The sequence below is a fragment of the Pseudomonas sp. MM227 genome (genome assembly GCF_947090715.1).
Taxonomy (GTDB): domain Bacteria; phylum Pseudomonadota; class Gammaproteobacteria; order Pseudomonadales; family Pseudomonadaceae; genus Aquipseudomonas; species Aquipseudomonas baltica.
Genome location: NZ_OX352319.1, coordinates 3,564,757 through 3,587,361 on the forward strand (window position 1 = coordinate 3,564,757; position 22,605 = coordinate 3,587,361).

Below are 22,605 nucleotides of genomic sequence, written 5' to 3' on the forward strand. Positions count from 1 at the left end.
CCTCAGGCGTATTCGTTGCGCTCGGCCTTGAGCAATGCCCACGCCAGCCCGGCGACCCACACCAGTGAAGCGAAGTAGTTGACCCGCTGGAACAGGCCGAAGCCACGGCCAACGTCCATCGCTGCAGCCATCCACGGCAGGCAGCCCAGCGCAAACAGGCTACAGATCAGGGACAACCAGACCAAGCCCTTGCGGCCCTCGCGGCGTGCCACGACAATCCACAGCGCACTGGCGAGCAACAGGCTTGCCGACATGATCACGCTGGCGATGGTATGCAGGTTCTGCTGTGTCGAGGGGTATTGCAGGGAACAGCCGGCGTCGCAGGTGAAATACCCAGCGGCCAGGCTCGCCACACCGTGCACGATGATCAGCGAGGCGCTGAGCCGCGCAAGGCGCAGATGAGCATGTCCCGCGTATAGGCCAATACCGAACGCTATCGACAACAGGCCCAGCGGGTAATGACCGAGCCAGGCCCAGAGGGCGTGGGTGGGTGCATCGATGGCGCCCAACAGACCCATCGCCTGATCGATGTGGCTGTACCCAGCGTACAAGCTGCCGGTCACGATGAGGCTGGCGGCCAGCCATAGCGGGCTGATCAGGCCAGCCAGATAGAGTAATTTGCGAATCGGCTGCTGCACAGCGCATCTCCGTCATAAAAAGAGGCCCGGACCTTACTACAGCGCCGGTGCGGTCACGAAGCAATTTCTCCCGCCATTGGGCAAACCTGGCGCTTTGGCAATAACAGGACACATTTACGTGGAATTCATCGAACTACAGACCTGTGCGCGACCGCTGCTGGACAAGTTCTACAAGTCGCAGAACAGTCGGATGCGCAGCGTGGGCAATGCCCGCTGGTGGGTAGCACGGAGCGACGGAATCGTTGCAGGTTCGAACTTCCTGCCGGTGGCCGGGGGGCACTGGTTGACCGGCCTGCACGTGGCTGTCGATCAGCGCAACAAGGGCTTGGGCCGACGCTTGCTCAGCACCGCCCAGGCTACGCTGGGCGGGCCGGTATGGTTGTTTTGCGAACCGCCGTTGCGTGGTTTCTACCTGAGCGCCGGCTTCGAGGATGCAACCACTCTGCCTGCCGAGCTGACCCAGCGCCTGCAGCGCTACCGAGCCAGCAAGAACTTGCTGGCCCTGGTGCGTCCGACTGCCGCTTGATCTGCATAGCCTCGGCTCAAGGCTGCGGGCGCGCTGCTACCGATGACGGCGTGGCAGGGTTTGCACGCAGGTCCTTTTCGCCCGTGGGCACGGTCCCGGTCTGGTCCACAGCGGGGGTGGTATCTTCAGGGTCCTTGGCACCCTTGTCCTTGCCCTCGGCCGACATGTGCTCGATCACCGCATTCATCTCGGCACCGAGCAACAGCACCGCAGAAGAGATGTAGAAATACAGCAGCAACACGATGATCGCGCCAATGCTGCCGTACATGGCGTTGTAGTCGGCGAACGTCTTCACGTAGTAGGCAAAGCCCAGCGATGCGACGATCCACACCACCACGGCGAGCATCGAGCCAGGCGTGATAAAGCGGAATTCCTGCTTCACGTCAGGCATGACGTAGTAGATCACCGCGACGGCGATCATCAACAGAATGACGATCAGCGGCCAGCGCAGGATGGTCCACAGCGTGACGATGAAATCTTCCATGCCGATCTGCCCGGCCAGCCACTGCATGACCTGGGGACCGGTGACCATCAACGCCGCTACGCACAACAGCATGCCTGCAAGGCCGATGGTGTACAGAATCGACAGGGGAATGCGCTTCCAGGCCGGACGTTCTTCGACTACATCATAGGCAGCGTTCATTGCGCTCATGGTCAGGCGCACGCCTGCCGAGGCAGTCCACAGCGCAACCACGATACCAATGGAGAGCAAACCACCTTTGGACTGCTGCAACTGGTCGATCACCGGATTGACCTGTTCCAACGCCTGTGGCGGCAGCACCAACTCGGATTGCAGACGCATCCACGAGAAGAAATCCGGCAGATGCAGGAAGCCGATCAAGGCAATCAGGAAAAGCAGAAAAGGGAATAGCGAGAACAACATCTGGTAGGCCAATGCCGAAGCATAAGTAGGCATTTCGTCGTCGACGAATTCCTTGACCGTGCGAACCATGACCTTCATGAAAGGCAGGTTGTTCATGTGGGGAAATAGCATAGCGTCTCCTTGCGCCACTCGACTTTCGAATACCCTGCCTGAGTGGATGCGTAGCCCAACTGAGTCAGGCAGCCGCGGCAGGCTTGTAGCGGCACGCTTTCTACCGTAAAGCTGCAGGAAAAACGACAATCAGAGTATGTACGTCCGTGTCTGCCCAATAGCACAACGGCCATCGTTTGATGACCGTTGGCGAACTTCACTCAGGCAGGAAACACGCTGCCTCAGGGTTTTTTTACAGCGTCTTTCACAGTGTTCTTGACTTCGCCTTCTACTTGCTGGGCTTCGCCTTTCTTTTCTTGCACTGCACCTTTGACCTGCAGTTCTTCGTTACCGGTGACTTTGCCCACGCCTTGCTTGACGTTGCCGACTGCTTCGTTGGCCATGCCTTTGATCTTGTCTGAAGTGCCGCTCATGGTATGTCTCCTGGTCATTTAGGAATGTCTTGTCTCGACACAGGAATTGACCGGCACCGGCCATCCAGAGTTTCAAATTATTTTGCGTGGCAAAAGACGCCGTGGTCGTGCAGCAGGCACATGGGTTTTGCCAGCGCTTTATGTTCGGCCGATTTGCCCGCAGAATGCCGGTCGGATTCGGCCAGTGCGCCGAAGCGTCATACCTGTAGGAATTTTCATGAAACTCGACAAACCCCAAGCCATCGCCCGTCGCAACAAGGAACTGGGTGGCGCGGTGCTCGGCGTCAACAACTGCCATTTCACCGTGCTGGACGCCAAACGCAACATCTGGTGGTTCGACATCCCTGTGGCACGCCTGCAGATCGGCCAGTACGAATGGATTCACCTGCTGCTGCACACCCCTTCCAGTGATCAGCTACTGCACCTGAAAGTGACGACGGCGTTTTTACGTGAACACATGGAAGGGCTGGTGGTGCGCAACGCCGGCAAACGCAAGTCGACGGTCAGCCTGGAGCTGAGCGCCGACAAGGATTCGTTCCTCAAGGATGTGCGCCCCACCGGCAGCGGCGTCGGCTTCGCGCCGTTCCTGCAGGCCTGAAAGCGGCCTGCGTGACGGGCTTCAGACCAGTTCGATACGGTCGGCGTGGATGACGATCTGGCCGTCCTTGTACAGGGCGCCGATGGCCTTCTTGAAGTTGCCCTTGCTGACACCAAACAGGTCGCTGATCACCTGCGGATCGCTCTTGTCGCTGACCGCCAGGGTGCCCTGGTTGGCGCGCAGCTTGTCGAGGATCTGGGCATTGAGGCTGCTGGTGAGCTGCGCGCCGATGGGCTGCAGGCTCAGGGCAATCTTGCCGTCGCTGCGCAGCTCCTTGATGTAGCCCTTCTCCTGCTTGCCGGAGCGCAGGAACTTGAACACTTCGTTCTTGTGGATCAGGCCCCAGTGGGCGTTGTTGATGATGGCCTTGAAGCCCATGTCGGTTTCTTCGACCACCAGCAGATCGACTTCCTGGCCTACCTGATAGGCCGGCGGCAGCTTGTCGAGGTAGCGATCCAGGCGGGCGGTGGCCGTAATGCGGCGCGTACGCTTGTCCAGGTACACGTGTACCACGCAGTACTCGCCCGCTTTCATCTGGCGCTTTTCTTCGGAAAACGGCAGCAGCAGGTCCTTGGGCAGCCCCCAGTCGAGGAAGACGCCGATGCTGTTGATCTCGACGACCTTGAGGCTGGCGAACTCACCCACCTGAACCTTGGGCTTTTCAGTGGTGGCCAGCAGTTTGTCTTCGCTGTCCAGATACACGAAGACGTTCAGCCAGTCTTCGTCTTCGCTGGGCGTATCTTTAGGGATGTAGCGATTGGGCAGCAGGATCTCGCCGTCTGCGCCGCCGTCCAGATACAGCCCGAAGTCCGTATGTTTTACCACTTGCAATGCGTTGTAGCGCCCGACTAAAGCCATTTCGAATTTTCCTCGTCACCTGGCTCGGCATTCTACCCGAGAACCCTTCGGTTCGCTGCGCAAGGCGCCTTGCGCGACAGGTATTGGTACGCCGGAACCTTGCTGGACAAAACCTTGATCACAGGGGATCCCACTGCCACCGCTGGTCCATATAGCCCAGCCGAGAGGGGATAAATCATGTACAATGCCTGGCCATATTAATTTTTGACAGGTTAATGGCAGCCATGCGCGTTAAAGCATCCAACAGCAAAGTCAAACCCGCTCCAGCCGTAGAAACCAGCGAGTCGATCAACGAACAGATTGCTGCGTTTCTCAAGTCCGGTGGCGAGATCCAGCAGATTGCCAAGGGCGTGAGCGGCCAGACCTTCACCCCGTCCAAGCACATCAGCCTGGGCAAGAAGTAAGTTTGCGGCCCGGCCGTGGCGCCGGGCAAAACTTCAGCGTCATGTAACTCCTCGCATCACCCTCATCCCCCCTGAATCGACGAATGGCAGCGTGACGCCGCCCATGAGCGGTATGCTTGCACCCTTCTAGATCGGGCCGTCCAGGCTTACTGGAGGTAGGTATGCTCAGACCCAGCTGGTTATTGATAGCCGGACTCGTGGTCCCCCCTTCCCTATGCGCCCAGGTCATTCAACGTGACATCGGCGATTTCAACCTCAAGCTCGGCACTACACCGTCGCGCAGCATGGCCGTGGGCCTGGTGCAGCCAAGCGCCGGCAGTTCCTTCCATGGCGGGCTGGACCTGACCCACGACAGCGGTCTGTATTTCGGCCAATGGTCGCCCAACATGGGCCTCACCTCCTCCAGTAATCTGGAGGTGGATTCCTATATGGGCTACAAGCATCCGTTCGATAATTCGCTGGGCTATGAAGTGGGCGTGATCCAGTACAGCTACCCCGAGCTGGATGCCCCTTCGACGCATGCGTTCTACGCCGGCCTGCGCGTACTGGATCGGCGCTTCGGAGCCGCGTTCAACAATACCCCCGACGGCCAGAACAGCACGCTGTTCGCCGACCTGGGCGGCCTGCCCCTGTTGGATGTGGGCTTTACCATGAAGGTCAGCAACCATCAGCTCACCACCCCGTTCACCATTGGCGAGGGGCAGGAAGTGCGCGCATTCAACGACTGGTCGCTGCAGATGTCACGGCCGATCGGCAGCTTCGACCTGGATTTCATCTACAGTGGCTCGGACCTGAGTGGCGCCAATTGCGCTGCCTATTCAGGCCAGAATGGCCAGTGCGACAGCATGTTCATGCTCAAGGCCCAACACGCGTTTTTCTGAACCGCACGCACTGGCATGGCTCTATAACCACAACAACGCCATCGCACGGACCGCTGCCATGAATCCTTTGTTTCGTCGCTTGTCGCATTGTGTGCTGCTCATGGGCCTGTGCCTGGTGTTCAGTGGCTGCACACGAGTGGACCTGGCCTATCGCAATCTGGACGTGATCATTCCCTGGTCGATGAACGACTACCTGGACATGAATCGCGAACAGAAGAACTGGTTCGACGAACGCCTCAAGGAGCATCTGCGCTGGCACTGCACCACGCAACTGGCCGACAACCTCCAGTGGCTGGACAAGGTCCAGCGCATGGTCGCCGAGCAGCAAGTGACTGCGCCGGCGCTGCGCGAACGCACCGCCGAGGCCAAACAGGCGATCTCGGCCATTGCGGTGCAGGTGACGCCCTCGGCGGTCGAGTTGCTGCAGGGCCTGGACGACAATCAGGTGCGCGCCCTGCAGCAGGCGCTCAACGAGGATCTGGTCAAGCGCCGCAAAGAATACGTGGAGCCGCCACTGCAGGCGCAGATCGACGAACGCGCCAAGCGCATGAGCAAGCGTCTGATACCTTGGTTCGGCAAGCTCACCGATACGCAGCAGCAGCGCGTGCAGGCCTGGTCGCAGAGCCTGGGCGAGCAGAATCGTGAATGGATCGACAACCGCGAGCACTGGCAGGCGCAGTTCATGGCCGCCTTGCAGCAGCGCCAGTCGGCGGAATTCCCTGCGCGGATCGCGCAATTGCTGCAACAGCGCGAAGCGGTGTGGACCCCGCAATACAAGCTGGCCTATGCCCGTACCGAGCAGGCAGCCATCGACCTGATGAGCGGCCTTGCGGCCGACAGTACGCCTGAACAACGCGAGCGTATCGAGCGCAAGCTGGGTGAACTACGCGAAGACTTTGCCAACCTCAAGTGCCTGAAGAACGCCTGATCCGCTGCTTCAGGCCCAGCCTTCCAGACGCAGCGTGGCACGTACCAGACGCTGCTCTTCCCCTTCGATTTCCCGCAGGTTGGCGCAGATGCTCTCGATATGCGCCACGGCTGCCTTGCGTGCCTGCTCGGGCTGGCGATTGATCACTGCGGTGTAAAGCCTGGCGTGTTGCTTGTCGATCTGTTGTTTCTGCGGCTGGCGGTGGTACAGGTTGTTCACGCAGGCAAACACCGAGTTGAGCAGCAGGTCGGTCAACGAGCGCAGCGTCTGTACCAGCACTGGATTGTGCGAGGCATCGCAGATGGCCAGGTGAAAAGCGTGGTCCAGGTGCGCATGCCGGGTGGCGTCCAGCGGCTGGTCATGGGCCGCCAGCAGCGCCTGGTAGCTGCGCTCGATCAACACAAAATCAGCCTGGGTACCGCGCAGTGCGGCCAGCCGTGCCGACTCGCCTTCGAGCAGCGAACGCACTTCGAACAGGTCATAGAGCGTACGCGGCTGGGAACTGAACAGGTGCATCAGGGGCGTGGCATCGTTGGCAGGCGACAGCGACGCGACGAACGAACCGCGGCCCTGCTCGGTGGCGATGATGCCACGGGCGCGCAACAGCTTGAGGCCCTCGCGCAGCGCGTTGCGCGACACACCGAGCTTTTCCACCAGACGCCGTTCCGACGGCAGTGGTTGTCCGGTCTTGAGAATGCCATCGACGATGAGCCGCTCGATGCGCTCGCACACTACATCGGCGACTTGAGGTTTGTTGTGCATGCCATGCCTGCTGGTAGGACCATCGCCCGAGACTGTCGTCAACCATTCGACGACCACCCGAAAATAAGCCAGTAGACGCTTCGATAGAAGCCCCCCGACCAAAAGAACTGGTCCTACCAGTGGTTCAACCCGTAGACAGGCCTGGTGTTTGCGACCACTGTTGAGCGCATAAGAACGACAAGCCGGTGGCCTGCGCCCATGAACATCCTCTACGACGAACGCATCGACGGCGTCCTGCCCAAGGTCGACAAGGCCGCGCTGGTGCAGGCACTGCACTCCCGCATCCCCGACCTTACCGTACTGCATCGCGCCGAAGACCTGCGCCCTTACGAGTGCGACGGGCTCAGTGCCTATCGCACCGTACCGCTGCTGGTGGTGTTGCCCGAGCGTATCGAGCAGGTTGAGGCTCTGCTCAGGTTGTGCCACGCGCAAAAGGTGCCCGTCGTCGCACGCGGAGCAGGTACCGGACTGTCGGGGGGCGCCCTGCCCCTCGAACAGGGCGTGCTGCTGGTGATGGCGCGCTTCAAGCAGATTCTCGAGATCGACCCCGCTGGGCGCTGGGCGCGCGTGCAGCCTGGCGTGCGCAACCTGGCGATCTCCCAGGCGGCGGCGCCCTTCGGCCTGTACTACGCCCCCGACCCTTCGTCACAGATCGCGTGCTCGATTGGCGGCAACGTTGCGGAAAACGCTGGCGGCGTGCACTGCCTCAAGTACGGTTTGACCGTGCACAACCTGCTCAAGGTGCAGATGCTGACCATCGAGGGTGAACGCCTGACCCTGGGCAGCGATGCCCTCGACTCGCCCGGTTTCGATCTGCTGGCGCTGTTCACCGGCTCCGAAGGCATGCTGGGCATCATCACCGAGGTGACCGTCAAGCTGCTGCCCAAGCCGCAGGTGGCCAAGGTGCTGCTGGCCAGCTTCGACTCGGTGGAAAAAGCCGGCGCCGCCGTGGCCGACATAATCGCCGCTGGAATAATTCCCGGCGGCCTGGAAATGATGGACAACCTGGCCATTCGCGCCGCCGAAGACTTCATCCATGCCGGTTACCCGGTGGACGCCGAAGCGATCCTGCTGTGCGAGCTCGATGGTGTGGAAGCCGATGTGCACGACGACTGCCAGCGCGTCTACCAGGTGCTGACGGAGGCCGGCGCGACCGAGGTCCGCCAGGCCCGCGACGAGGCCGAACGCCTGCGTTTCTGGGCCGGGCGCAAGAATGCGTTTCCTGCCGTGGGCCGACTCTCGCCTGACTACTACTGCATGGACGGCACCATTCCGCGTCGCGCCCTGCCGGGCGTGCTCAAGGGCATCGCCGAGCTTTCCGAACAATACAGCCTGCGCGTGGCCAACGTGTTTCATGCCGGGGACGGCAACATGCACCCGCTGATTCTGTTCGATGCCAACCAGGCCGGTGAGCTCGAACGCGCCGAAGCGCTCGGCGGGCAGATCCTGGAGCTGTGCGTGGCGGTGGGCGGCAGCATCACCGGCGAACACGGTGTGGGGCGGGAGAAGATCAATCAGATGTGCGCCCAGTTCAACAGTGACGAGCTGACGCTGTTCCATGCGGTAAAAGCCGCGTTCGACCCCGATCGGCTGCTCAATCCCGGCAAGAACATTCCGACCCTGCAGCGCTGTGCCGAATTCGGCGGCATGCATATCCACCATGGGCAACTGCCATTCCCTGAACTGGAGCGCTTCTGATGACCGGCAGCGATTTGGACGCCAGCGGGCAACTGCTGGATCAGGTTCGGCAGGCGCTGGCCGACGACCGCCCCTTGTGCATCCAGGGCGGCAACAGCAAGGCCTTCCTGGGCTGCATCGGTGCCGGCGAGCACCTCGATACGCGCGCGCACTGCGGCATCGTCAGCTACGACCCTACGGAGCTGGTGATCACCGCACGGGCCGGCACGCCCTTGCAGGCCCTGCGCGCCGCCGTTGAGCAGGCCGGGCAGATGTTGCCTTTCGAGCCACCGGCCTATGGCGAGCAGGCCACCCTGGGCGGCACGGTTGCGGCCGGACTGTCGGGGCCACGTCGTCCCTGGGCCGGTTCCGCCCGCGACTATGTACTGGGCACGCGGGTCATCACCGGGTTGGGCAAGCACCTGCGCTTCGGCGGCGAGGTGATGAAGAACGTCGCCGGCTACGACCTGTCCCGGTTGCTGACCGGCAGTTTCGGCACGCTGGGCGTGCTGACCGAAGTGTCGCTCAAGGTACTGCCCAAGCCGCGTGCCTGTTTCAGCATCAAGCTGGCCTGCGACGCCGAGCGCGCCTTGCTCAAGCTCGCCGAATGGGGCCAGCAGCCGATGCCGATCAGTGCCGCATGCCACAGCGATGAGGTGCTCTATCTGCGCCTGGAGGGCGGCGAAGGCTCGGTGGCTGCGGCCCACGAGCGCATCGGCGGCGAGCCCATCGACTCGGCGTTCTGGGATGAGCTGAACGAGCATCGGCTGCCCTTCTTCGCGCAGCCCGAAGCGCTCTGGCGATTGTCGCTGCCCAACAACACCGCTGCCTTGCAGCTACCGGGCGAACAACTGATCGACTGGGGCGGTGCCCAGCGCTGGCTGAAATCCAACGCCGGCGCCGCGTCGATTCGCCAGGTGGTCGAGGCAGTCGGCGGGCATGCCACCTGCTACACCACAGGCGTCACCCCCGAGCCGTTTCAACCCTTGCCCGAGCTGCTGCTGCGCTACCACCGCCAGCTCAAGACGCAGTTGGACCCACAGGGCATCTTCAACCCCGGCCGCCTCTACGCGCAGCTGTGAACCAGGAGCCGTGAACCCATGCAGACCCAATTGAGTGATCAGGCCCGCCTGCTGCCGCGTGCCGAGGAAGCCGAGCGTATTCTGCGCAGCTGCGTGCACTGCGGCTTCTGCAATGCCACCTGCCCCACCTATCAACTGCTGGGCGACGAACTGGACGGCCCGCGCGGGCGCATCTACCTGATCAAGCAGGTGCTCGAAGGCCACGAGGTGACGGCGCACACGCAGCAGCACCTTGATCGCTGCCTGAGCTGCCGCAACTGCGAGACCACCTGCCCTTCGGGAGTGGACTACCACAACCTGCTGGACATTGGCCGTGCTGTGGTGGATCAGGCGGTGCCGCGGCCGGTCGAGCAACGCTGGCTGCGCGGCGGTCTGCGCGCGCTGGCCCCGCACCCGACCGCTTTCAAGGCGCTGATCCAGCTCGGCCAGACCTTTCGTCCACTGCTGCCGCAACGCCTAAAGGACAAGCTGCCGCGTCAGGTGCATGCTGCCGTGCCGCGGCCTGCCACGCGGCACGCGCGTAGGGTGCTGATGCTCGAAGGCTGTGTGCAGCCCGGGCTGTCGCCCAACACCAATGCCGCCGCCGCGCGAGTGCTGGACCGCCTGGGCATCAGCGTCACGGCGGTTCGCCAGGCCGCTTGCTGCGGCGCGGTGGATTACCATCTGGACGACCAGGCCCGTGGCCTGCAGCGCGCCCGACACAACATCGACGCCTGGTGGCCTGCAATCGAAGCAGGCGCCGAAGCCATCGTGCAGACAGCCAGTGGCTGTGGTGCTTTCATCAAGGATTATGGCCACCTGCTGGAACAGGATCCGGCCTACGCAGCGAAGGCCCAGACGGTCAGCCGCCTGGCCAAGGACCTGGTCGAAGTGTTGCGCGACGAGCCGGTGGAGCAACTGGCCGTTCATACCGACCTGCGCCTGGCCTTTCACTGCCCGTGTACATTGCAACATGCGCAGAAGCTGGGTGGCGTGACCGAACACCTGCTGCGTCGGCTGGGTTTTCATTTGACCGACGTACCGGACGGCCACCTGTGCTGCGGTTCCGCCGGTACCTACTCGGTGACTCAGCCGGTGTTGTCGCGGCAGTTGCGCGACAATCGCCTCAATGCCCTGGAAAGCGGCGCACCCCAGGTGATCGCCACTGCCAACATCGGTTGCCAGAACCATCTGGACGGGGCCGCGCGCACCCCGGTACGGCACTGGATCGAACTGGTCGAACAGGCCATGGCCGACTGACCCCATATTTTTGAATGCACTGCACTTTGAACCTCTCGACAATAGAACTGGAGAAGCCCATGCAAAGCAAAGCGATTCTTGGCCACGAAGACGTCACCCGCATCCTCGCCGCAGCACGCGCCGAAGCGCAGAAGAACAACTGGGCAGTGGGCATTGCCGTGGTCGACGACGGTGGCCATCTGCTGGCGTTCGAACGCCTGGACGGCGCCGCGGCCAGCACGGCCTACATCGCGCCGGGCAAGGCACGCACCTCGGCCCTGGGGCGCAAGGAATCGGTGGTGTTCGAAGAGATGGTCAACAACGGACGTACCGCGTTCCTGTCGGGTAACCTCATGACCTGCCTGGAAGGTGCCGTGCCACTGATCCACGAAGGCCAGGTCATCGGCGCGGTCGGCGTGTCCGGGGTCAAGCCCGGTGAGGATGCGCAGGTCGCCAAGGCCGGCGCCGCTGCCCTGGTCTGAATTACCGCCCCCGTATTCGAGGAGACTGCAATGAAGCACCGCATGAGAGCCCAGCGTCTGCAGGTCGACGCCACCCTGTACGATTTCATCGAGAACGAAGTATTGCCTGGCAGCGGGCTGGAATCCGAAGCGTTCTGGACCGGCTTCGACGCCTTGGTCCATGAATTCGCGCCGCAGAACCGCCTGCTGCTGGCCGAGCGCGATCGCTTGCAGACCGAACTGGACAACTGGCACCGCGCCCACCCCGGACCGATCCAGGACCCGGCTGCCTACCGCAGCTTCCTGCAGTCAATCGGCTACCTGCTGCCACAGCCCGACCGCGTCGAGATCAGCACCTGCGATGTCGATGACGAGATCGCCCGTGTGGCCGGCCCGCAACTGGTGGTGCCGTCGACCAATGCCCGCTACGCCCTGAACGCGGCCAATGCCCGCTGGGGCTCGCTGTACGACGCGCTGTATGGCACCGACGCCATCCCGGAAAGCGATGGCGCAAGCAAAGGCCAAGGCTACAACCAGGTTCGCGGCGACCGCGTGATTGCCTTCGCCCGCGCCTTGCTCGACCAGAGCACCCCGCTGGCCAACGGATCGCACCGCGACGCCAACGGCTACCGGATCGAGGGTGGCCAGTTGCAGGTGAGCCTGGCCGACGGCAGCGTCAGCGCGCTGGCCGAGCCGAGCCAGTTCGTCGGCTTCCAGGGCGATGCGCAGCAACCGGTTGCCGTGCTGCTCAAGCATCATGGCCTGCACATCGAAATCCAGATCGACCCGACCTCACCGATCGGACGTACCGACGCGGCAGGCGTGAAGGACCTGCTGCTCGAAGCGGCCCTTTCGACCATCATCGACTGCGAGGACTCGGTGGCGGCGGTGGATGCCAGCGACAAGGTGGCGATCTATCGCAACTGGCTGGGCCTGATGCGCGGCGATCTGACCGAGGAGCTGGAAAAAGGCGGCCAGCGCATCACCCGCCGGCTCAATCCGGACCGTCAGTACCACACGCCGGCAGGCGGCGAGTTGACCCTGCATGGCCGTTCGCTGTTGTTGATCCGCAACGTCGGGCACCTGATGACCAATCCGGCGATTCTCGACGATGAAGGCCGGGAGATCCCCGAGGGTATCCTGGACGGCGTGGTCACCAGCCTGATCGGACGCTACGACCTGGAGCGCAAGGGCAACTCGCGCACCGGCAGCCTTTATATCGTCAAGCCGAAGATGCACGGCCCGGCCGAGGTGGCCTTCGCGGACAAGCTGTTCGCTGCCATCGAAGACCTGCTCCAGCTTTCGCGCAATACCCTGAAGATCGGCATCATGGACGAGGAACGCCGTACCTCGGTGAACCTCAAGGCCTGCATTGGCGCAGCCTCGACCCGCGTGGCGTTCATCAACACCGGCTTCCTCGACCGCACCGGCGACGAGATCCACAGCGCCATGCAGGCTGGCCCGATGATGCGCAAGGGTGACATGAAGGGCAGTGCCTGGATTGCCGCGTACGAGCGCAACAACATGCTCACCGGACTGGCCTGCGGCTTGCGCGGCAAGGCGCAGATCGGCAAGGGCATGTGGGCGATGCCCGACCTGATGGCCGACATGCTGGTGCAGAAGATCGGCCACCCCAAGGCCGGCGCGAACACCGCCTGGGTGCCCTCGCCCACTGCGGCCACGTTGCACGCCCTGCACTATCACCAGGTGAACGTCAGTGAGGTGCAGCAGACCCTGGAGCAGATCGACGCAGCAGGCGAGCACGATGCCCTGCTGGACAACCTGCTGACCATCCCGGTGGTGGCCAATGCGCAATGGAGTGCGGACGAGATCCGTCAGGAACTGGACAACAATGCCCAAGGCTTGCTGGGCTATGTGGTGCGCTGGGTCGAACAGGGCATCGGTTGCTCCAAGGTGCCGGACATCCACGACGTCGGGCTGATGGAAGACCGCGCGACCCTGCGTATTTCCAGCCAGCACCTGGCCAACTGGTTGCTCCACGGCGTGGTCAGCCGCGAGCAGATCGTCGAAACCCTGGAGCGCATGGCAAAGGTGGTCGACCAGCAGAATGCCGGAGACCCGTCGTACCGCCCCATGGCGACCGACTTCCAGAGCTCGGTGGCCTTCACGGCGGCCAGTGCGCTGGTGTTCCAGGGTTGCGAGCAGCCCAGTGGCTACACCGAGCCGTTGCTGCACCGGTTCCGCCTGGCATTCAAGAACGCCCAGGCGTGACATCGGCCGGGATGGGAAGGTTGTCGCCAGCCTGTCCCGGCACTGCTGCGGCGGTTTCCCGCTTGCTGTAGTATCGCGTTCCGAATGAGAATCATCCGCGAACGCAATCATCATGAATCCTCCCTCTCCTCGCTTGCTGGTGGTCGATGACCACCGCAAGATCCGCGAGCCGCTGGCCATCTACCTGCGCCGATTCGGTTTCGACGTGCGCACCACCGAAGACGCCGCCGGCATGTGGGCGCTGCTCAAGCAGGACGTGTTCGACGTACTGATCCTCGATGTGATGCTGCCCGACGGCGATGGGTTCGAGCTGTGTCGCACGCTGGCGCACAAGTCCACGGCGGCGGTCATCCTGTTGACCGCGCGCGATGGCTGCGCCGACCGCGTTCAGGGCCTGGATGCTGGAGCCGACGACTACGTGGTCAAACCCTTCGAGCCGCGTGAACTGGTGGCGCGCATCCACAGCGTGCTGCGCCGGCGTGGCACCTTGGGCACAACGGTGACGGCCGTGCCGCCAGCCCTGCCAGCGCCCTTGCGCTGCTACCAGTTCGCCGACCTGAGCTTTCGCAGCGGCTGTAACACGCTGACCCGCAGAGATCGAAGCCAGGTACGCTTGAGCACCGTGGAAGGCCGTTTGCTGGAAGTCTTCCTGGATCATCCCAATACGGTGCTGGGTCGCGAACGCTTGATCGAACTGACCTCGCGGCCCGGCAGCGATCTGTTCGATCGCGCCATCGACCGGCAGATCAGCCGCCTGCGTCGCAAGCTGGACGACAGCGCCCTGCAGCCCCTGTTGCTGCAAACGGTGTGGGGTGGCGGCTATCGCCTGGCGGCCAACGTCGCCCAGCAGCCCGGATGAAGCGCCTGCGCAAAGCATGGCCCCAGACCATGGCTCGCCAACTGGCGGTACTGCTGCTGCTGGCACTGCTGGCGTCCAACCTGATTGCCGTGCTGCTGCTGCAACGCACCGGCTCGCTGGTGCACCCGCTGTCGCGCACGCTGGTGGTCGAGCGGCTGGCCAGCGCCTACCACGCCGCCCGCGATCTGCCCCCGGCCGCTGCGCAGCACCTGCTCGAAGCCATGACCACTGCCGATACACGTTTCTGGATCGCCCCCGACGCCGAAGTCCAGCCGTTCGTCATGCACAGCGAAGAACAGCGCCTGGCCACGGCCGTGCGCCAGCGGCTGGGGTTGCAGCACGACACCGTGGTCGTCCTGCAACTGGAGCGACGCAATGGCGGCCCGGCCCGTGAGCACCTGTTCAAGCGCGCCGGTTGGGAAGCGCTGCGCCTGCGCAGCTCGATAAGCCTGCCCAACGGTGCACAGCTCAATGCCGAGCAGGCACCGGCCGGTGCCTATGAATGGGGCCGACTGCTGGCCTACAGCGTGCCGGTCAGCACCATTCCGGTATTGTTGATCGTGGCTTTCTTCATGCGCCGGGTGGTCGCGCCCGTGAAGCGCCTGGCCCTGGCCACCGAACGGGTCAGCCGTGGCGAATGGATCGCGCCGCTGCTGCTGTCCGGCCCGCGCGAAGCCCGGGAACTGACGCTGGCGTTCAATGTGATGCAGGCGCGGATCGCCCGGCATGTCGAAGGCCGCACGCGCATGCTGGCCGCCCTCAGCCACGACCTCAACACACCCATCACCGAGTTGCGCCTGCAGGTCGAGCTGCTGGAGGACCCGACCCTGCGCGGGGACATGCTCGATAGCCTCGACGAGTTGCGGGCAATGGTCAGCGAAACCCTGAATTTCGTGCGCGGCGATGCGGTGCAGGAAGCGACTACCGAGGTGTCGCTGAGTGATTTGCTGGAAGACCTGGCGCGGCGCTACCAGACCCTGGGCACGCCCGTCGAGTGGGCAGGCTCGCCCCCCGTGACGTGTCGCTGCCGACCACTGGCGCTCAAGCGCGCCCTGACCAACCTGATCGACAACGCCTTGCGCCATGGCGGCGATGCGCGATTGCGCCTGTACCGCGAAGATTCGGGTGGGCTGTGCATCGAGATCCGCGACCACGGCCCGGGCATCGACGCTGGCTGGTTGCAACAGGTGTTCGAGCCGTTCGTGCAACTGGGCAAGGGCGGGGCCGACCCCAGCCAGGGAGGCGGGTTGGGCCTGGGCCTGGCGATTGCCCGCGCCTGCGTACAGGCCCACGGCGGCGAACTGCTGCTGGAAAACCGCGCACCGGGGCTGGCAGCCCTGGTGCGCCTGCCAGGCTGAACGTCGGCGGGTATCAGAAGCGCAGCGTGGTACCCATCCAGAAGGTACGGCCGTAATTGACCGTGCCGTAGGTGTCGTCGTCCAGGCGCTTGTCGGCGACGTTGTACACCGCGGCCTTGAGAGTGATGTCGCGGGTCAGCTCGTACGAGCCGCCGACGTCGGCGGTGGTATAGGCCGGTGCCGGTTCGCCGCTCAAGGTGGTGCCGTATTCCTGGCCATAGTAGTTGACCGAGGCCCAGGCCTGGGCGCGGTCAGACAAGGTCCAGTCGGCGCTGATATTGGCCTTGTGCTCGGGTGTCAGCGACAGCGGTGCGCCGGCATTGCTGCCGCTCTTCTGCTCCGAGTCGGTGTAGGTGTAGTTGCCCTTCAGCGCCACCGCGCGAGTGATGTCCCAGCGTCCGTTGACCTCGGCACCGGTGATCGTCGCTTCGTCGACGTTGATGCGGTCCTGGACGATGTAGCCGTTCCAGCGCCGCGCGGTGTTTTCCGTGGACAGTTTGTCCTTGAAGACATTGTGGAACACCGTGGCCCCGGCCGACAGGTCGTTGCGATTGGACCACAGCGCCGACAGCTCGTAGTTGGTGCTGGTTTCGGGCTTGAGGTCCGGGTTGCCGAGATTGACGTAGGTGTTGCGGCGAATGGTGGCGTAGCCGGGCACCACTGCGCGAATCTCCGGAGCCTTGAAGCCGCGCGCCACGCCACCTTTGAACGTCCAGTCCGGGGTGGCGCGCCATACTCCGTAGATCCGTGGGCTGACGTGGGTGCCGTATTGCTCGTGCTCGTCCACCCGGGCACCGGTGGTCAAGGCGAAATCGTCGGTCACCGACCATTCGTTCTCGGCGAACAGCGCTTTCTGGGTCACCGAAAACTCATAGTCGCGGCCGTCCATCAAGCCCTGGTTCCAGTCGGTCAGCTTGGCGCGGTTCCATTGCAACCCGGTGGTGGTGATGTTGTAGGCCGTAGGGATGACCAGCTTGGCATCGAGCACGGTGTTTTCCACCACTGGCTTGCGTCCGAGAATCTCCGGCTGGTTGGCCGCCGCCTTGCCTTCGCGGCTGGCCCTTTCATAAGCGAGGGACACGTCCGAGGTGGCCCAGCCCCAGCGGCCCTGGTGCGAGATGGAATAATGATCGCGGTTGTTTTCCTGCTCGCGGGTGGCCCAGTTGACGCTGGTACCGTCGCCGTTCTTCAGGCGCGTGGCACCGCCTTCCAGGAGGATGTCGTGATCCTCGGTGGGCGTGAAGGCCAAGCGTGCGGTGAGGTCCTTGTGGTCGGCCTTGGTGAAACCATTGGTGAGTTCCACGTCGTCATCGGCCTGACGGTCGAGGTAGCGGCCCCAGACCTGCACCCCCAGGTATTTTTCCACCAGCGGGCCGTTGAGGTAGAACTGGGTCTGCCGCGAATTGCCCTGGTCGCTGTGCTGACGCGCGGCGTAATCGTAGGAAACCGAGCCACCCCATTGCGTGGAGACCTTGCGGGTGATGATGTTGATCACGCCACCGATGGCGTCCGAGCCGTACAGCGAAGACATCGGTCCGCGGACCACTTCGATGCGCTCGATGGCTTCGGCCGGTGGCACGAAACTCTGCTCGTAGCCACGGTTGCCGTTGACTCGGGTTTCACGGCTGCTCTGGCGTTTGCCGTCGACCAGAATCAGGGTGTAGTCCGGTGGCATGCCGCGGATGGAGATATCGGTTTCATTGGCGCTGCCGTTGACGACGACCCCCTCGATGTTGCGTACGGCGTCGCCGAGATCGTTGTAAGATTTTTTGCGCAGCTCATCGCCGGTGATGATGGTGACGGAGGCCGGAGCGTCCTCCACGCTTTGCTCGAAGCCTGATGCTGTGACCACGACCTCGTCGAGGACGGTCGGTGCAGCCAGTTCGATCGGTTCGGCTTGCGCCAGCCCGGCAGTTACCAGGGCGATCATTGCAGCCAAGGGCCGCAAGGAAAGTGGAGGATGCATGGAACTTCCCTACGATTCTGTTGTAAAAGCGAATCGTATGCATCCTCAGGCACGAAGGTTGGACAAGGTGTGACAGGGGCAGGATTTGCGGTGTCAGGGCTGGCCGAGCGGTCAGCCGAACAGCCAGTAACCCAGCGCCGTCAGCACGACCACTGCCAGTACTGGGCGCAGCACGCGGTATGCCTTGGGATTGGCTCGCTTGAACTGCTTGACCTTGCCACTGAAGCGATCGCTGAAGGTCTTGCTCCAGGCATAGGCCTGGTTGATGCCGCCCACGCGTTCGTCGTCAAGGTTCTGCGGTGCGGTGGCACGCCCTAGAAAGGCGCTGACGCGCTTGTTCAGGCTCGCCATGAAGCGGTTGCTCAGCGGGCGTTCGATGTCGCAGAACAGGATGACCCGGGTGTGCTCGGTCTCGTTCTTCACCCAATGCACGTAGGTTTCGTCGAACATCACGTCGTCGCCATCGCGCCAGGCGTATTCCTCACCGTCCACGAAAATGCGGCAGGCATCGGAGTTTGGCGTCGACAGGCCCAGGTGGTAGCGCAGCGATCCGGCAAAGGGGTCGCGATGCGGGTTGAGGTGGCTGCCGCCCGGCAATAGCGCGAACATTGCGCCCTTGACGTTGGGGATGCTGTTGACCAGTTCGACGGTGCGCGGGCACAGCGCGTCGGCCGACGGCAGGGATTTGTCGTACCACTTGAGGTAGAAACGCTTCCAGCCTTTCTTGAAGAACGAGCCGAAACCGGCATCGTTGTTCTTCTCGGCGGCGCGGATGTAGCCCTCGTCGAACAGGTGCATGGCCTCGTCGCGGATGACCTGCCAGTTGTCCTTGAGCACATCCAGCTCCGGGAATTTGCTGCGGTCCAGGTAGGGCTTGGACGGCACGCTGGAGAACAGGTACATCAAGGCGTTGTAGGGAGCGAACAGGGCCGAGTGGTTGACGAACTGGCGCAACACCGGCAGACGCGCCTTGCCCCGCAGGTGCACGTAGAGCGTACTGCCGATGAACAGCAGCAACACGGCAGCCTTGGCGGCAAAGGAAAGGGTCATGGAGCGGATCCTCGAGTGGGCAGTGCGCCATGATAAACCCTGGTGGCCCGACTGGAAATGAAAGGCGTCGGGCAGCGGTCGGCACATGGACGGGCTTGCAGTGTGTCAGGCATACCGCGGCGCGGCTTTCGCGGCCGCGGGCCGCTCCTACGGAGGTGGCGTATACCCGTAGGAGCGGTCATCGGCCGCGAATAGGCCAGCGCGGTGTGTCAGATATACCGCGGCGCGGCTTTCGCGGCCGCGGACCGCTCCTACGGAGGTGGCGTATACCCGTAGGAGCGGTCATCGGCCGCGAAAAGGCCAGCGCGGTGTGTCAGATATACCGCGGCGTGGCTTTCGCGGCCGCGGACCGCTCCTACGGGGGTGGTGTATGGCCGTAGGAGCGGTCCGCGGCCGCGAAGGCGTCAGCCGTCACACAACAGCGATCAAGCCTGCAGTTCGGTTTCGGTGAACAGGTCGCTGAACAGCATGCTCGACAGGTAACGCTCGCCCGAATCGGGCAGGATCACCACGATGGTCTTGCCCTGCATTTCCGGCTTTTCCGCCAGCTTGGCCGCGGCCGCCATGGCCGCGCCACAGGAAATACCGCAGAGGATGCCCTCCTCCTGCATCAGGCGCCGCGCCATGGCCTTGGCTTCGTCGTCGCTGACCAGCTCGACCCGATCCACCAGCGACAGGTCGAGGTTCTTCGGGATGAAGCCGGCGCCGATGCCCTGAATCTTGTGGGGTGCCGGGCTGATTTCCTGGCCGGCCATGGCCTGGGTGATGATGGGCGAACCCAGCGGTTCGACCGCGACGCTGAGAATCGACTTGCCCTGGACGTGCTTGATGTAGCGCGAGATGCCGGTAATCGTGCCGCCCGTGCCCACACCTGCCACCAGCACATCAACGGCGCCGTCGGTGTCGTTCCAGATCTCCGGCCCGGTGGTCTTTTCATGAATGGCCGGATTGGCCGGGTTGTCGAACTGCTGGGGCATGAAATACAGCTCGGGATCACTGGCGACGATCTCCCCTGCCTTTTCGATGGCGCCCTTCATGCCCCTGGCCGGCTCGGTCAGCACCAGTTCGGCACCCAGCGCCTTGAGCACCTTGCGGCGCTCCAGGCTCATGGACGCGGGCATGGTCAGCATGAGCTTGTAGCCGCGCGCAGCGGCCACGAATGCCAGGCCGATGCCGGTATTGCCCGACGTCGGCTCGACGATGGTCATGCCCGGCTTGAGCTTGCCCGAGCTTTCAGCGTCCCAGATCATGCTCGCGCCAATGCGGCACTTGACCGAGTAGCCGGGGTTGCGCCCCTCGATCTTGGCCAGCAGGGTCACCCCGCGCGGACCGATGCGGTTGATCTGCACCAACGGCGTGTTGCCAATGGAATGGGCGTTGTCGGCGTAAATGCGGCTCATGGCGTAAGGGTCCTTGTGCTGCAGGAGGAAAAATCCAAGGTTAAGCCCGCGATGGGGGCGAGTCCAGCGAACGGATGAGACTGTGGACAGTCAATCGCTAACTATCGTTCTGGAGAGTCTGCCATGAAACGTCGTTACAGCTGGCCGCTATGGACCGTGACCGGCCTGGTCGTATTGGTGCTGGGGCTGCACATCGCCCTGCCCTATCTGGTGCGCGACTACCTGAACGACAAGCTGGCCGACATGGGCGACTACAAAGGCCGTGTCAGCGATGTGGACCTGGCCTGGTGGCGCGGCGCCTATCAGATCAACGGCCTGCAGATCGTCAAGACCTCCGGCAAAGTGCCCGTGCCGCTGCTCGACGCACCGGTGATCGACATCGCGGTGAGCTGGCACGCCCTGTGGAACAAGCATGCTGTGGTCGCACATGTGGAATTCCTGCGCCCCGAGCTCAACTTCGTCGACGGTGGTACCAACAAGCAGGCCACCCAGACCGGTGCCGGCACCGACTGGCGCGACCAGATGAACAAGCTGCTGCCGATCACCTTGAACGAAGTGCGGGTCAACGATGGCAAGATCAGCTTCCGCAATTTTTCGTCCAAACCCCAGGTCAACCTCAGCGCCACCCAGGTCAACGCCAGCCTGTACAACCTGACCAATGTCGAGGACCTCGAAGGCAAGCGCGATGCGCGTTTCGAAGGCCACGCAAAGCTGTTCGGCCAGGCCCCCATTGAAAGCACCGCCACGTTCGATCCGTTCAGCAACTTCGAAGACTTCGAATTCCGCTTGCGCGCCACCGGCATCGAGTTGCGTCGGCTCAACGATTTCTCGGGGGCCTATGGCAAGTTCGATTTCAACGCCGGCAGTGGCGACATCGTGATCGAGGCCGACGCCGACAACGCCCGCCTCAGTGGTTACATCAAGCCGCTGTTGCACAATGTCGACGTGTTCAACTGGCAACAGGACGTCGAGAACAAGGACAAGGGCATCTTGCGTTCCATCTGGGAGGCCGTGGTGGGCGGGACCGAGACGGTATTGAAAAACCAGTCGCAGAACCAGTTCGCGACCCGGGTCGAACTCAGCGGCAATGTGCATCGTCAGGACATCAGCCCGTTGCAGGCGTTCTGGCAGATCTTGCGCAACGGGTTCGTGCAGGCTTTCAATGCACGCTACGAACAGGCGCCGCCGAAGCAGCAATGAGGTGATTGACAGGCCTGGCCCCTTCGCGGGCAGAGGGCCAGCCGCTCTCCTTGGGTTTTCTCGTAGGAGCGGTCTTTGGCCGCGAACCAGGCGCTGCAGTGTATCTGGCGCACCGCGTGGCACCGTTCGCGGCCACTGACCGCTCCTACGGGGGTTGCGCCAAGCCTTCTGGCACACCACAAGCAGCTCGTTGCGCTATATAGTCGGCCACCACTTTTGATCACCGAGGACAGCCCCATGAAGTTCGAAGGCACTCCCGCCTATGTCGCCACCGACGACCTCAAGCTGGCGGTCAATGCCGCGATCACCCTGCAACGACCCCTGCTGGTCAAGGGCGAGCCAGGCACTGGCAAAACCATGCTGGCCGAACAACTGGCCGAGTCCTTCGGCGCGCGCCTGATCACCTGGCACATCAAGTCCACCACCAAAGCCCACCAGGGGCTGTACGAGTACGATGCGGTCAGCCGCCTGCGCGACTCGCAACTGGGCGTGGACAAGGTCCACGATGTGCGCAACTACCTGAAGAAAGGCAAGCTGTGGGAGGCGTTCGAGGCGGACGAGCGGGTCATCCTGCTGATCGATGAAATCGACAAGGCCGACATCGAGTTCCCCAACGACCTGCTGCAGGAACTCGACAAGATGGAGTTCTATGTCTACGAGACCAACGAAACCATCAAGGCCCGTCACCGCCCGATCATCATCATTACCTCCAACAACGAAAAGGAGCTGCCCGACGCATTCCTGCGTCGCTGCTTCTTCCACTACATCGCCTTTCCCGACCGCACGACCCTGCAACGCATCGTCGACGTACACTACCCCGACATCAAGAAAACCCTGGTGGCCGAAGCCCTGGACGTGTTCTTCGACGTGCGCAAGGTGCCCGGCCTGAAAAAGAAGCCCTCTACCTCCGAGCTGGTCGACTGGCTCAAACTGCTGATGGCCGACAACATCGGCGAAGCCGTGCTGCGCGAACGTGATCCGACCAAGGCCATCCCACCGCTGGCCGGTGCACTGGTCAAGAACGAACAGGACGTGCAATTGCTCGAACGCCTGGCGTTCATGAGCCGACGCGGCAACCGCTGATCCCCCTTTTTCGACTG

The 22,605-nt window shown here is 63.0% G+C and carries 22 protein-coding genes; 14 read left to right on the forward strand and 8 right to left on the reverse strand.

What is annotated here, in order from left to right:
• Positions 1 to 2: 2 nt before the first annotated feature.
• Positions 3 to 638 (reverse strand): DUF998 domain-containing protein, encoded by a 636-nt coding sequence (locus ONG87_RS16180; protein ID WP_122474955.1) that lies wholly within the window; start codon positions 636 to 638, stop codon positions 3 to 5.
• Between the two features lie 118 nt (positions 639 to 756).
• On the opposite strand from ONG87_RS16180, the gene ONG87_RS16185 reads away from it, so the two are divergent.
• A complete protein-coding gene (locus ONG87_RS16185) occupies positions 757 to 1,164 on the forward strand; it encodes a GNAT family N-acetyltransferase (protein WP_240998648.1) in 408 nt (135 codons plus the stop codon).
• Positions 1,165 to 1,180: 16 nt separating this feature from the next.
• On the opposite strand, the gene ONG87_RS16190 is transcribed toward ONG87_RS16185, so the two are convergent.
• A complete protein-coding gene (locus tag ONG87_RS16190) occupies positions 1,181 to 2,158 on the reverse strand; it encodes a YihY/virulence factor BrkB family protein (protein ID WP_122474957.1) in 978 nt (325 codons plus the stop codon).
• A 221-nt stretch (positions 2,159 to 2,379) separates the two neighbouring features.
• The gene (locus ONG87_RS16195) at positions 2,380 to 2,571 is read right to left on the reverse strand and encodes a CsbD family protein (RefSeq protein WP_122474959.1); all 192 of its coding nucleotides are present in this window, start codon (positions 2,569 to 2,571) and stop codon (positions 2,380 to 2,382) included.
• Between the two features lie 217 nt (positions 2,572 to 2,788).
• Between ONG87_RS16195 and ONG87_RS16200 the strand changes: the two genes are divergently transcribed.
• The gene (locus tag ONG87_RS16200; protein WP_122474961.1) at positions 2,789 to 3,169 is read left to right on the forward strand and encodes a hypothetical protein; all 381 of its coding nucleotides are present in this window, start codon (positions 2,789 to 2,791) and stop codon (positions 3,167 to 3,169) included.
• A gap of 21 nt (positions 3,170 to 3,190) precedes the next feature.
• Here the strand turns inward: ONG87_RS16200 and ONG87_RS16205 are convergent, their stop codons facing one another.
• On the reverse strand, positions 3,191 to 4,027 hold the full coding sequence (locus ONG87_RS16205) for a S1 RNA-binding domain-containing protein (RefSeq protein ID WP_192152737.1): 837 nt from the start codon (positions 4,025 to 4,027) through the stop codon (positions 3,191 to 3,193).
• A 215-nt stretch (positions 4,028 to 4,242) separates the two neighbouring features.
• Between ONG87_RS16205 and ONG87_RS16210 the strand changes: the two genes are divergently transcribed.
• The 3 genes from ONG87_RS16210 (at position 4,243) to ONG87_RS16220 (ending at position 6,240) form a co-directional block, all read left to right on the forward strand.
• A complete protein-coding gene (locus tag ONG87_RS16210) occupies positions 4,243 to 4,431 on the forward strand; it encodes a hypothetical protein (RefSeq protein WP_177327984.1) in 189 nt (62 codons plus the stop codon).
• A gap of 161 nt (positions 4,432 to 4,592) precedes the next feature.
• Positions 4,593 to 5,312, forward strand: a complete 720-nt coding sequence (locus tag ONG87_RS16215; RefSeq protein WP_122474965.1) for a TorF family putative porin — start codon at positions 4,593 to 4,595, stop codon at positions 5,310 to 5,312.
• A 67-nt stretch (positions 5,313 to 5,379) separates the two neighbouring features.
• A complete protein-coding gene (locus tag ONG87_RS16220) occupies positions 5,380 to 6,240 on the forward strand; it encodes a DUF6279 family lipoprotein (protein WP_264382874.1) in 861 nt (286 codons plus the stop codon).
• Between the two features lie 9 nt (positions 6,241 to 6,249).
• On the opposite strand, the gene glcC is transcribed toward ONG87_RS16220, so the two are convergent.
• A complete protein-coding gene (gene glcC / locus ONG87_RS16225; protein WP_122474967.1) occupies positions 6,250 to 7,002 on the reverse strand; it encodes a transcriptional regulator GlcC in 753 nt (250 codons plus the stop codon).
• A 198-nt stretch (positions 7,003 to 7,200) separates the two neighbouring features.
• On the opposite strand from glcC, the gene glcD reads away from it, so the two are divergent.
• From glcD to ONG87_RS16260, 7 genes are all read left to right on the forward strand, one after another.
• Entirely contained in the window at positions 7,201 to 8,700 is a 1,500-nt protein-coding gene (gene glcD, locus ONG87_RS16230; RefSeq protein ID WP_122474968.1) for a glycolate oxidase subunit GlcD, read from the forward strand.
• Positions 8,700 to 9,761 carry a glycolate oxidase subunit GlcE gene (glcE, locus tag ONG87_RS16235; protein WP_264381644.1) on the forward strand — a complete coding sequence of 354 codons (1,062 nt, stop codon included), beginning with the start codon at positions 8,700 to 8,702 and terminating at the stop codon, positions 9,759 to 9,761. The genes glcD and glcE overlap by 1 nt, the downstream gene beginning before the upstream one ends.
• Positions 9,762 to 9,779: 18 nt before the next feature.
• The gene (gene glcF, locus ONG87_RS16240) at positions 9,780 to 11,000 is read left to right on the forward strand and encodes a glycolate oxidase subunit GlcF (protein ID WP_122474972.1); all 1,221 of its coding nucleotides are present in this window, start codon (positions 9,780 to 9,782) and stop codon (positions 10,998 to 11,000) included.
• Between the two features lie 59 nt (positions 11,001 to 11,059).
• Positions 11,060 to 11,461 carry a heme-binding protein gene (locus ONG87_RS16245; protein WP_122714292.1) on the forward strand — a complete coding sequence of 134 codons (402 nt, stop codon included), beginning with the start codon at positions 11,060 to 11,062 and terminating at the stop codon, positions 11,459 to 11,461.
• Positions 11,462 to 11,491: 30 nt separating this feature from the next.
• On the forward strand, positions 11,492 to 13,672 hold the full coding sequence (locus tag ONG87_RS16250) for a malate synthase G (protein WP_264381645.1): 2,181 nt from the start codon (positions 11,492 to 11,494) through the stop codon (positions 13,670 to 13,672).
• A gap of 112 nt (positions 13,673 to 13,784) precedes the next feature.
• Positions 13,785 to 14,531 (forward strand): response regulator transcription factor, encoded by a 747-nt coding sequence (locus ONG87_RS16255; protein ID WP_264381646.1) that lies wholly within the window; start codon positions 13,785 to 13,787, stop codon positions 14,529 to 14,531.
• A 29-nt stretch (positions 14,532 to 14,560) separates the two neighbouring features.
• The gene (locus ONG87_RS16260) at positions 14,561 to 15,889 is read left to right on the forward strand and encodes an ATP-binding protein (RefSeq protein ID WP_185795095.1); all 1,329 of its coding nucleotides are present in this window, start codon (positions 14,561 to 14,563) and stop codon (positions 15,887 to 15,889) included.
• A 13-nt stretch (positions 15,890 to 15,902) separates the two neighbouring features.
• Here the strand turns inward: ONG87_RS16260 and ONG87_RS16265 are convergent, their stop codons facing one another.
• The 3 genes from ONG87_RS16265 to cysK all read right to left on the reverse strand — a co-directional run bounded on the left by ONG87_RS16265 (position 15,903) and on the right by cysK (position 20,305).
• The gene (locus tag ONG87_RS16265; RefSeq protein WP_264381647.1) at positions 15,903 to 17,855 is read right to left on the reverse strand and encodes a TonB-dependent receptor; all 1,953 of its coding nucleotides are present in this window, start codon (positions 17,853 to 17,855) and stop codon (positions 15,903 to 15,905) included.
• Between the two features lie 111 nt (positions 17,856 to 17,966).
• Entirely contained in the window at positions 17,967 to 18,905 is a 939-nt protein-coding gene (locus tag ONG87_RS16270; RefSeq protein WP_122474982.1) for an aspartyl/asparaginyl beta-hydroxylase domain-containing protein, read from the reverse strand.
• 425 nt (positions 18,906 to 19,330) lie between these two features.
• Positions 19,331 to 20,305 carry a cysteine synthase A gene (gene cysK / locus ONG87_RS16275; RefSeq protein ID WP_122474984.1) on the reverse strand — a complete coding sequence of 325 codons (975 nt, stop codon included), beginning with the start codon at positions 20,303 to 20,305 and terminating at the stop codon, positions 19,331 to 19,333.
• A gap of 123 nt (positions 20,306 to 20,428) precedes the next feature.
• Between cysK and ONG87_RS16280 the strand changes: the two genes are divergently transcribed.
• Complete coding sequence (locus ONG87_RS16280; protein ID WP_264381648.1) at positions 20,429 to 21,505, forward strand: DUF748 domain-containing protein; 1,077 nt, start codon at positions 20,429 to 20,431, stop codon at positions 21,503 to 21,505.
• A gap of 237 nt (positions 21,506 to 21,742) precedes the next feature.
• Positions 21,743 to 22,588, forward strand: coding sequence for a MoxR family ATPase (locus ONG87_RS16285; protein ID WP_056844259.1), 846 nt, complete (start codon positions 21,743 to 21,745; stop codon positions 22,586 to 22,588).
• The last annotated feature ends 17 nt before the right edge of the window (positions 22,589 to 22,605 follow it).

Bases quoted from the DNA above. Each gene is read 5' to 3' on its own strand.
- ONG87_RS16190 (WP_122474957.1), bottom strand. From the start codon at position 2,158: ATGCTATTTCCCCACATGAACAACCTGCCTTTCATGAAGGTCATGGTT.
- ONG87_RS16195 (WP_122474959.1), bottom strand. From the start codon at position 2,571: ATGAGCGGCACTTCAGACAAGATCAAAGGCATGGCCAACGAAGCAGTC.
- ONG87_RS16200 (WP_122474961.1), top strand. From the start codon at position 2,789: ATGAAACTCGACAAACCCCAAGCCATCGCCCGTCGCAACAAGGAACTG.
- ONG87_RS16205 (WP_192152737.1), bottom strand. From the start codon at position 4,027: ATGGCTTTAGTCGGGCGCTACAACGCATTGCAAGTGGTAAAACATACG.
- ONG87_RS16210 (WP_177327984.1), top strand. From the start codon at position 4,243: ATGGCAGCCATGCGCGTTAAAGCATCCAACAGCAAAGTCAAACCCGCT.
- ONG87_RS16215 (WP_122474965.1), top strand. From the start codon at position 4,593: ATGCTCAGACCCAGCTGGTTATTGATAGCCGGACTCGTGGTCCCCCCT.
- glcC (WP_122474967.1), bottom strand. From the start codon at position 7,002: ATGCACAACAAACCTCAAGTCGCCGATGTAGTGTGCGAGCGCATCGAG.
- glcD (WP_122474968.1), top strand. From the start codon at position 7,201: ATGAACATCCTCTACGACGAACGCATCGACGGCGTCCTGCCCAAGGTC.
- glcE (WP_264381644.1), top strand. From the start codon at position 8,700: ATGACCGGCAGCGATTTGGACGCCAGCGGGCAACTGCTGGATCAGGTT.
- glcF (WP_122474972.1), top strand. From the start codon at position 9,780: ATGCAGACCCAATTGAGTGATCAGGCCCGCCTGCTGCCGCGTGCCGAG.
- ONG87_RS16245 (WP_122714292.1), top strand. From the start codon at position 11,060: ATGCAAAGCAAAGCGATTCTTGGCCACGAAGACGTCACCCGCATCCTC.
- ONG87_RS16250 (WP_264381645.1), top strand. From the start codon at position 11,492: ATGAAGCACCGCATGAGAGCCCAGCGTCTGCAGGTCGACGCCACCCTG.
- ONG87_RS16255 (WP_264381646.1), top strand. From the start codon at position 13,785: ATGAATCCTCCCTCTCCTCGCTTGCTGGTGGTCGATGACCACCGCAAG.
- ONG87_RS16260 (WP_185795095.1), top strand. From the start codon at position 14,561: ATGGCTCGCCAACTGGCGGTACTGCTGCTGCTGGCACTGCTGGCGTCC.
- ONG87_RS16265 (WP_264381647.1), bottom strand. From the start codon at position 17,855: ATGCATCCTCCACTTTCCTTGCGGCCCTTGGCTGCAATGATCGCCCTG.
- ONG87_RS16270 (WP_122474982.1), bottom strand. From the start codon at position 18,905: ATGACCCTTTCCTTTGCCGCCAAGGCTGCCGTGTTGCTGCTGTTCATC.
- cysK (WP_122474984.1), bottom strand. From the start codon at position 20,305: ATGAGCCGCATTTACGCCGACAACGCCCATTCCATTGGCAACACGCCG.
- ONG87_RS16280 (WP_264381648.1), top strand. From the start codon at position 20,429: ATGAAACGTCGTTACAGCTGGCCGCTATGGACCGTGACCGGCCTGGTC.
- ONG87_RS16285 (WP_056844259.1), top strand. From the start codon at position 21,743: ATGAAGTTCGAAGGCACTCCCGCCTATGTCGCCACCGACGACCTCAAG.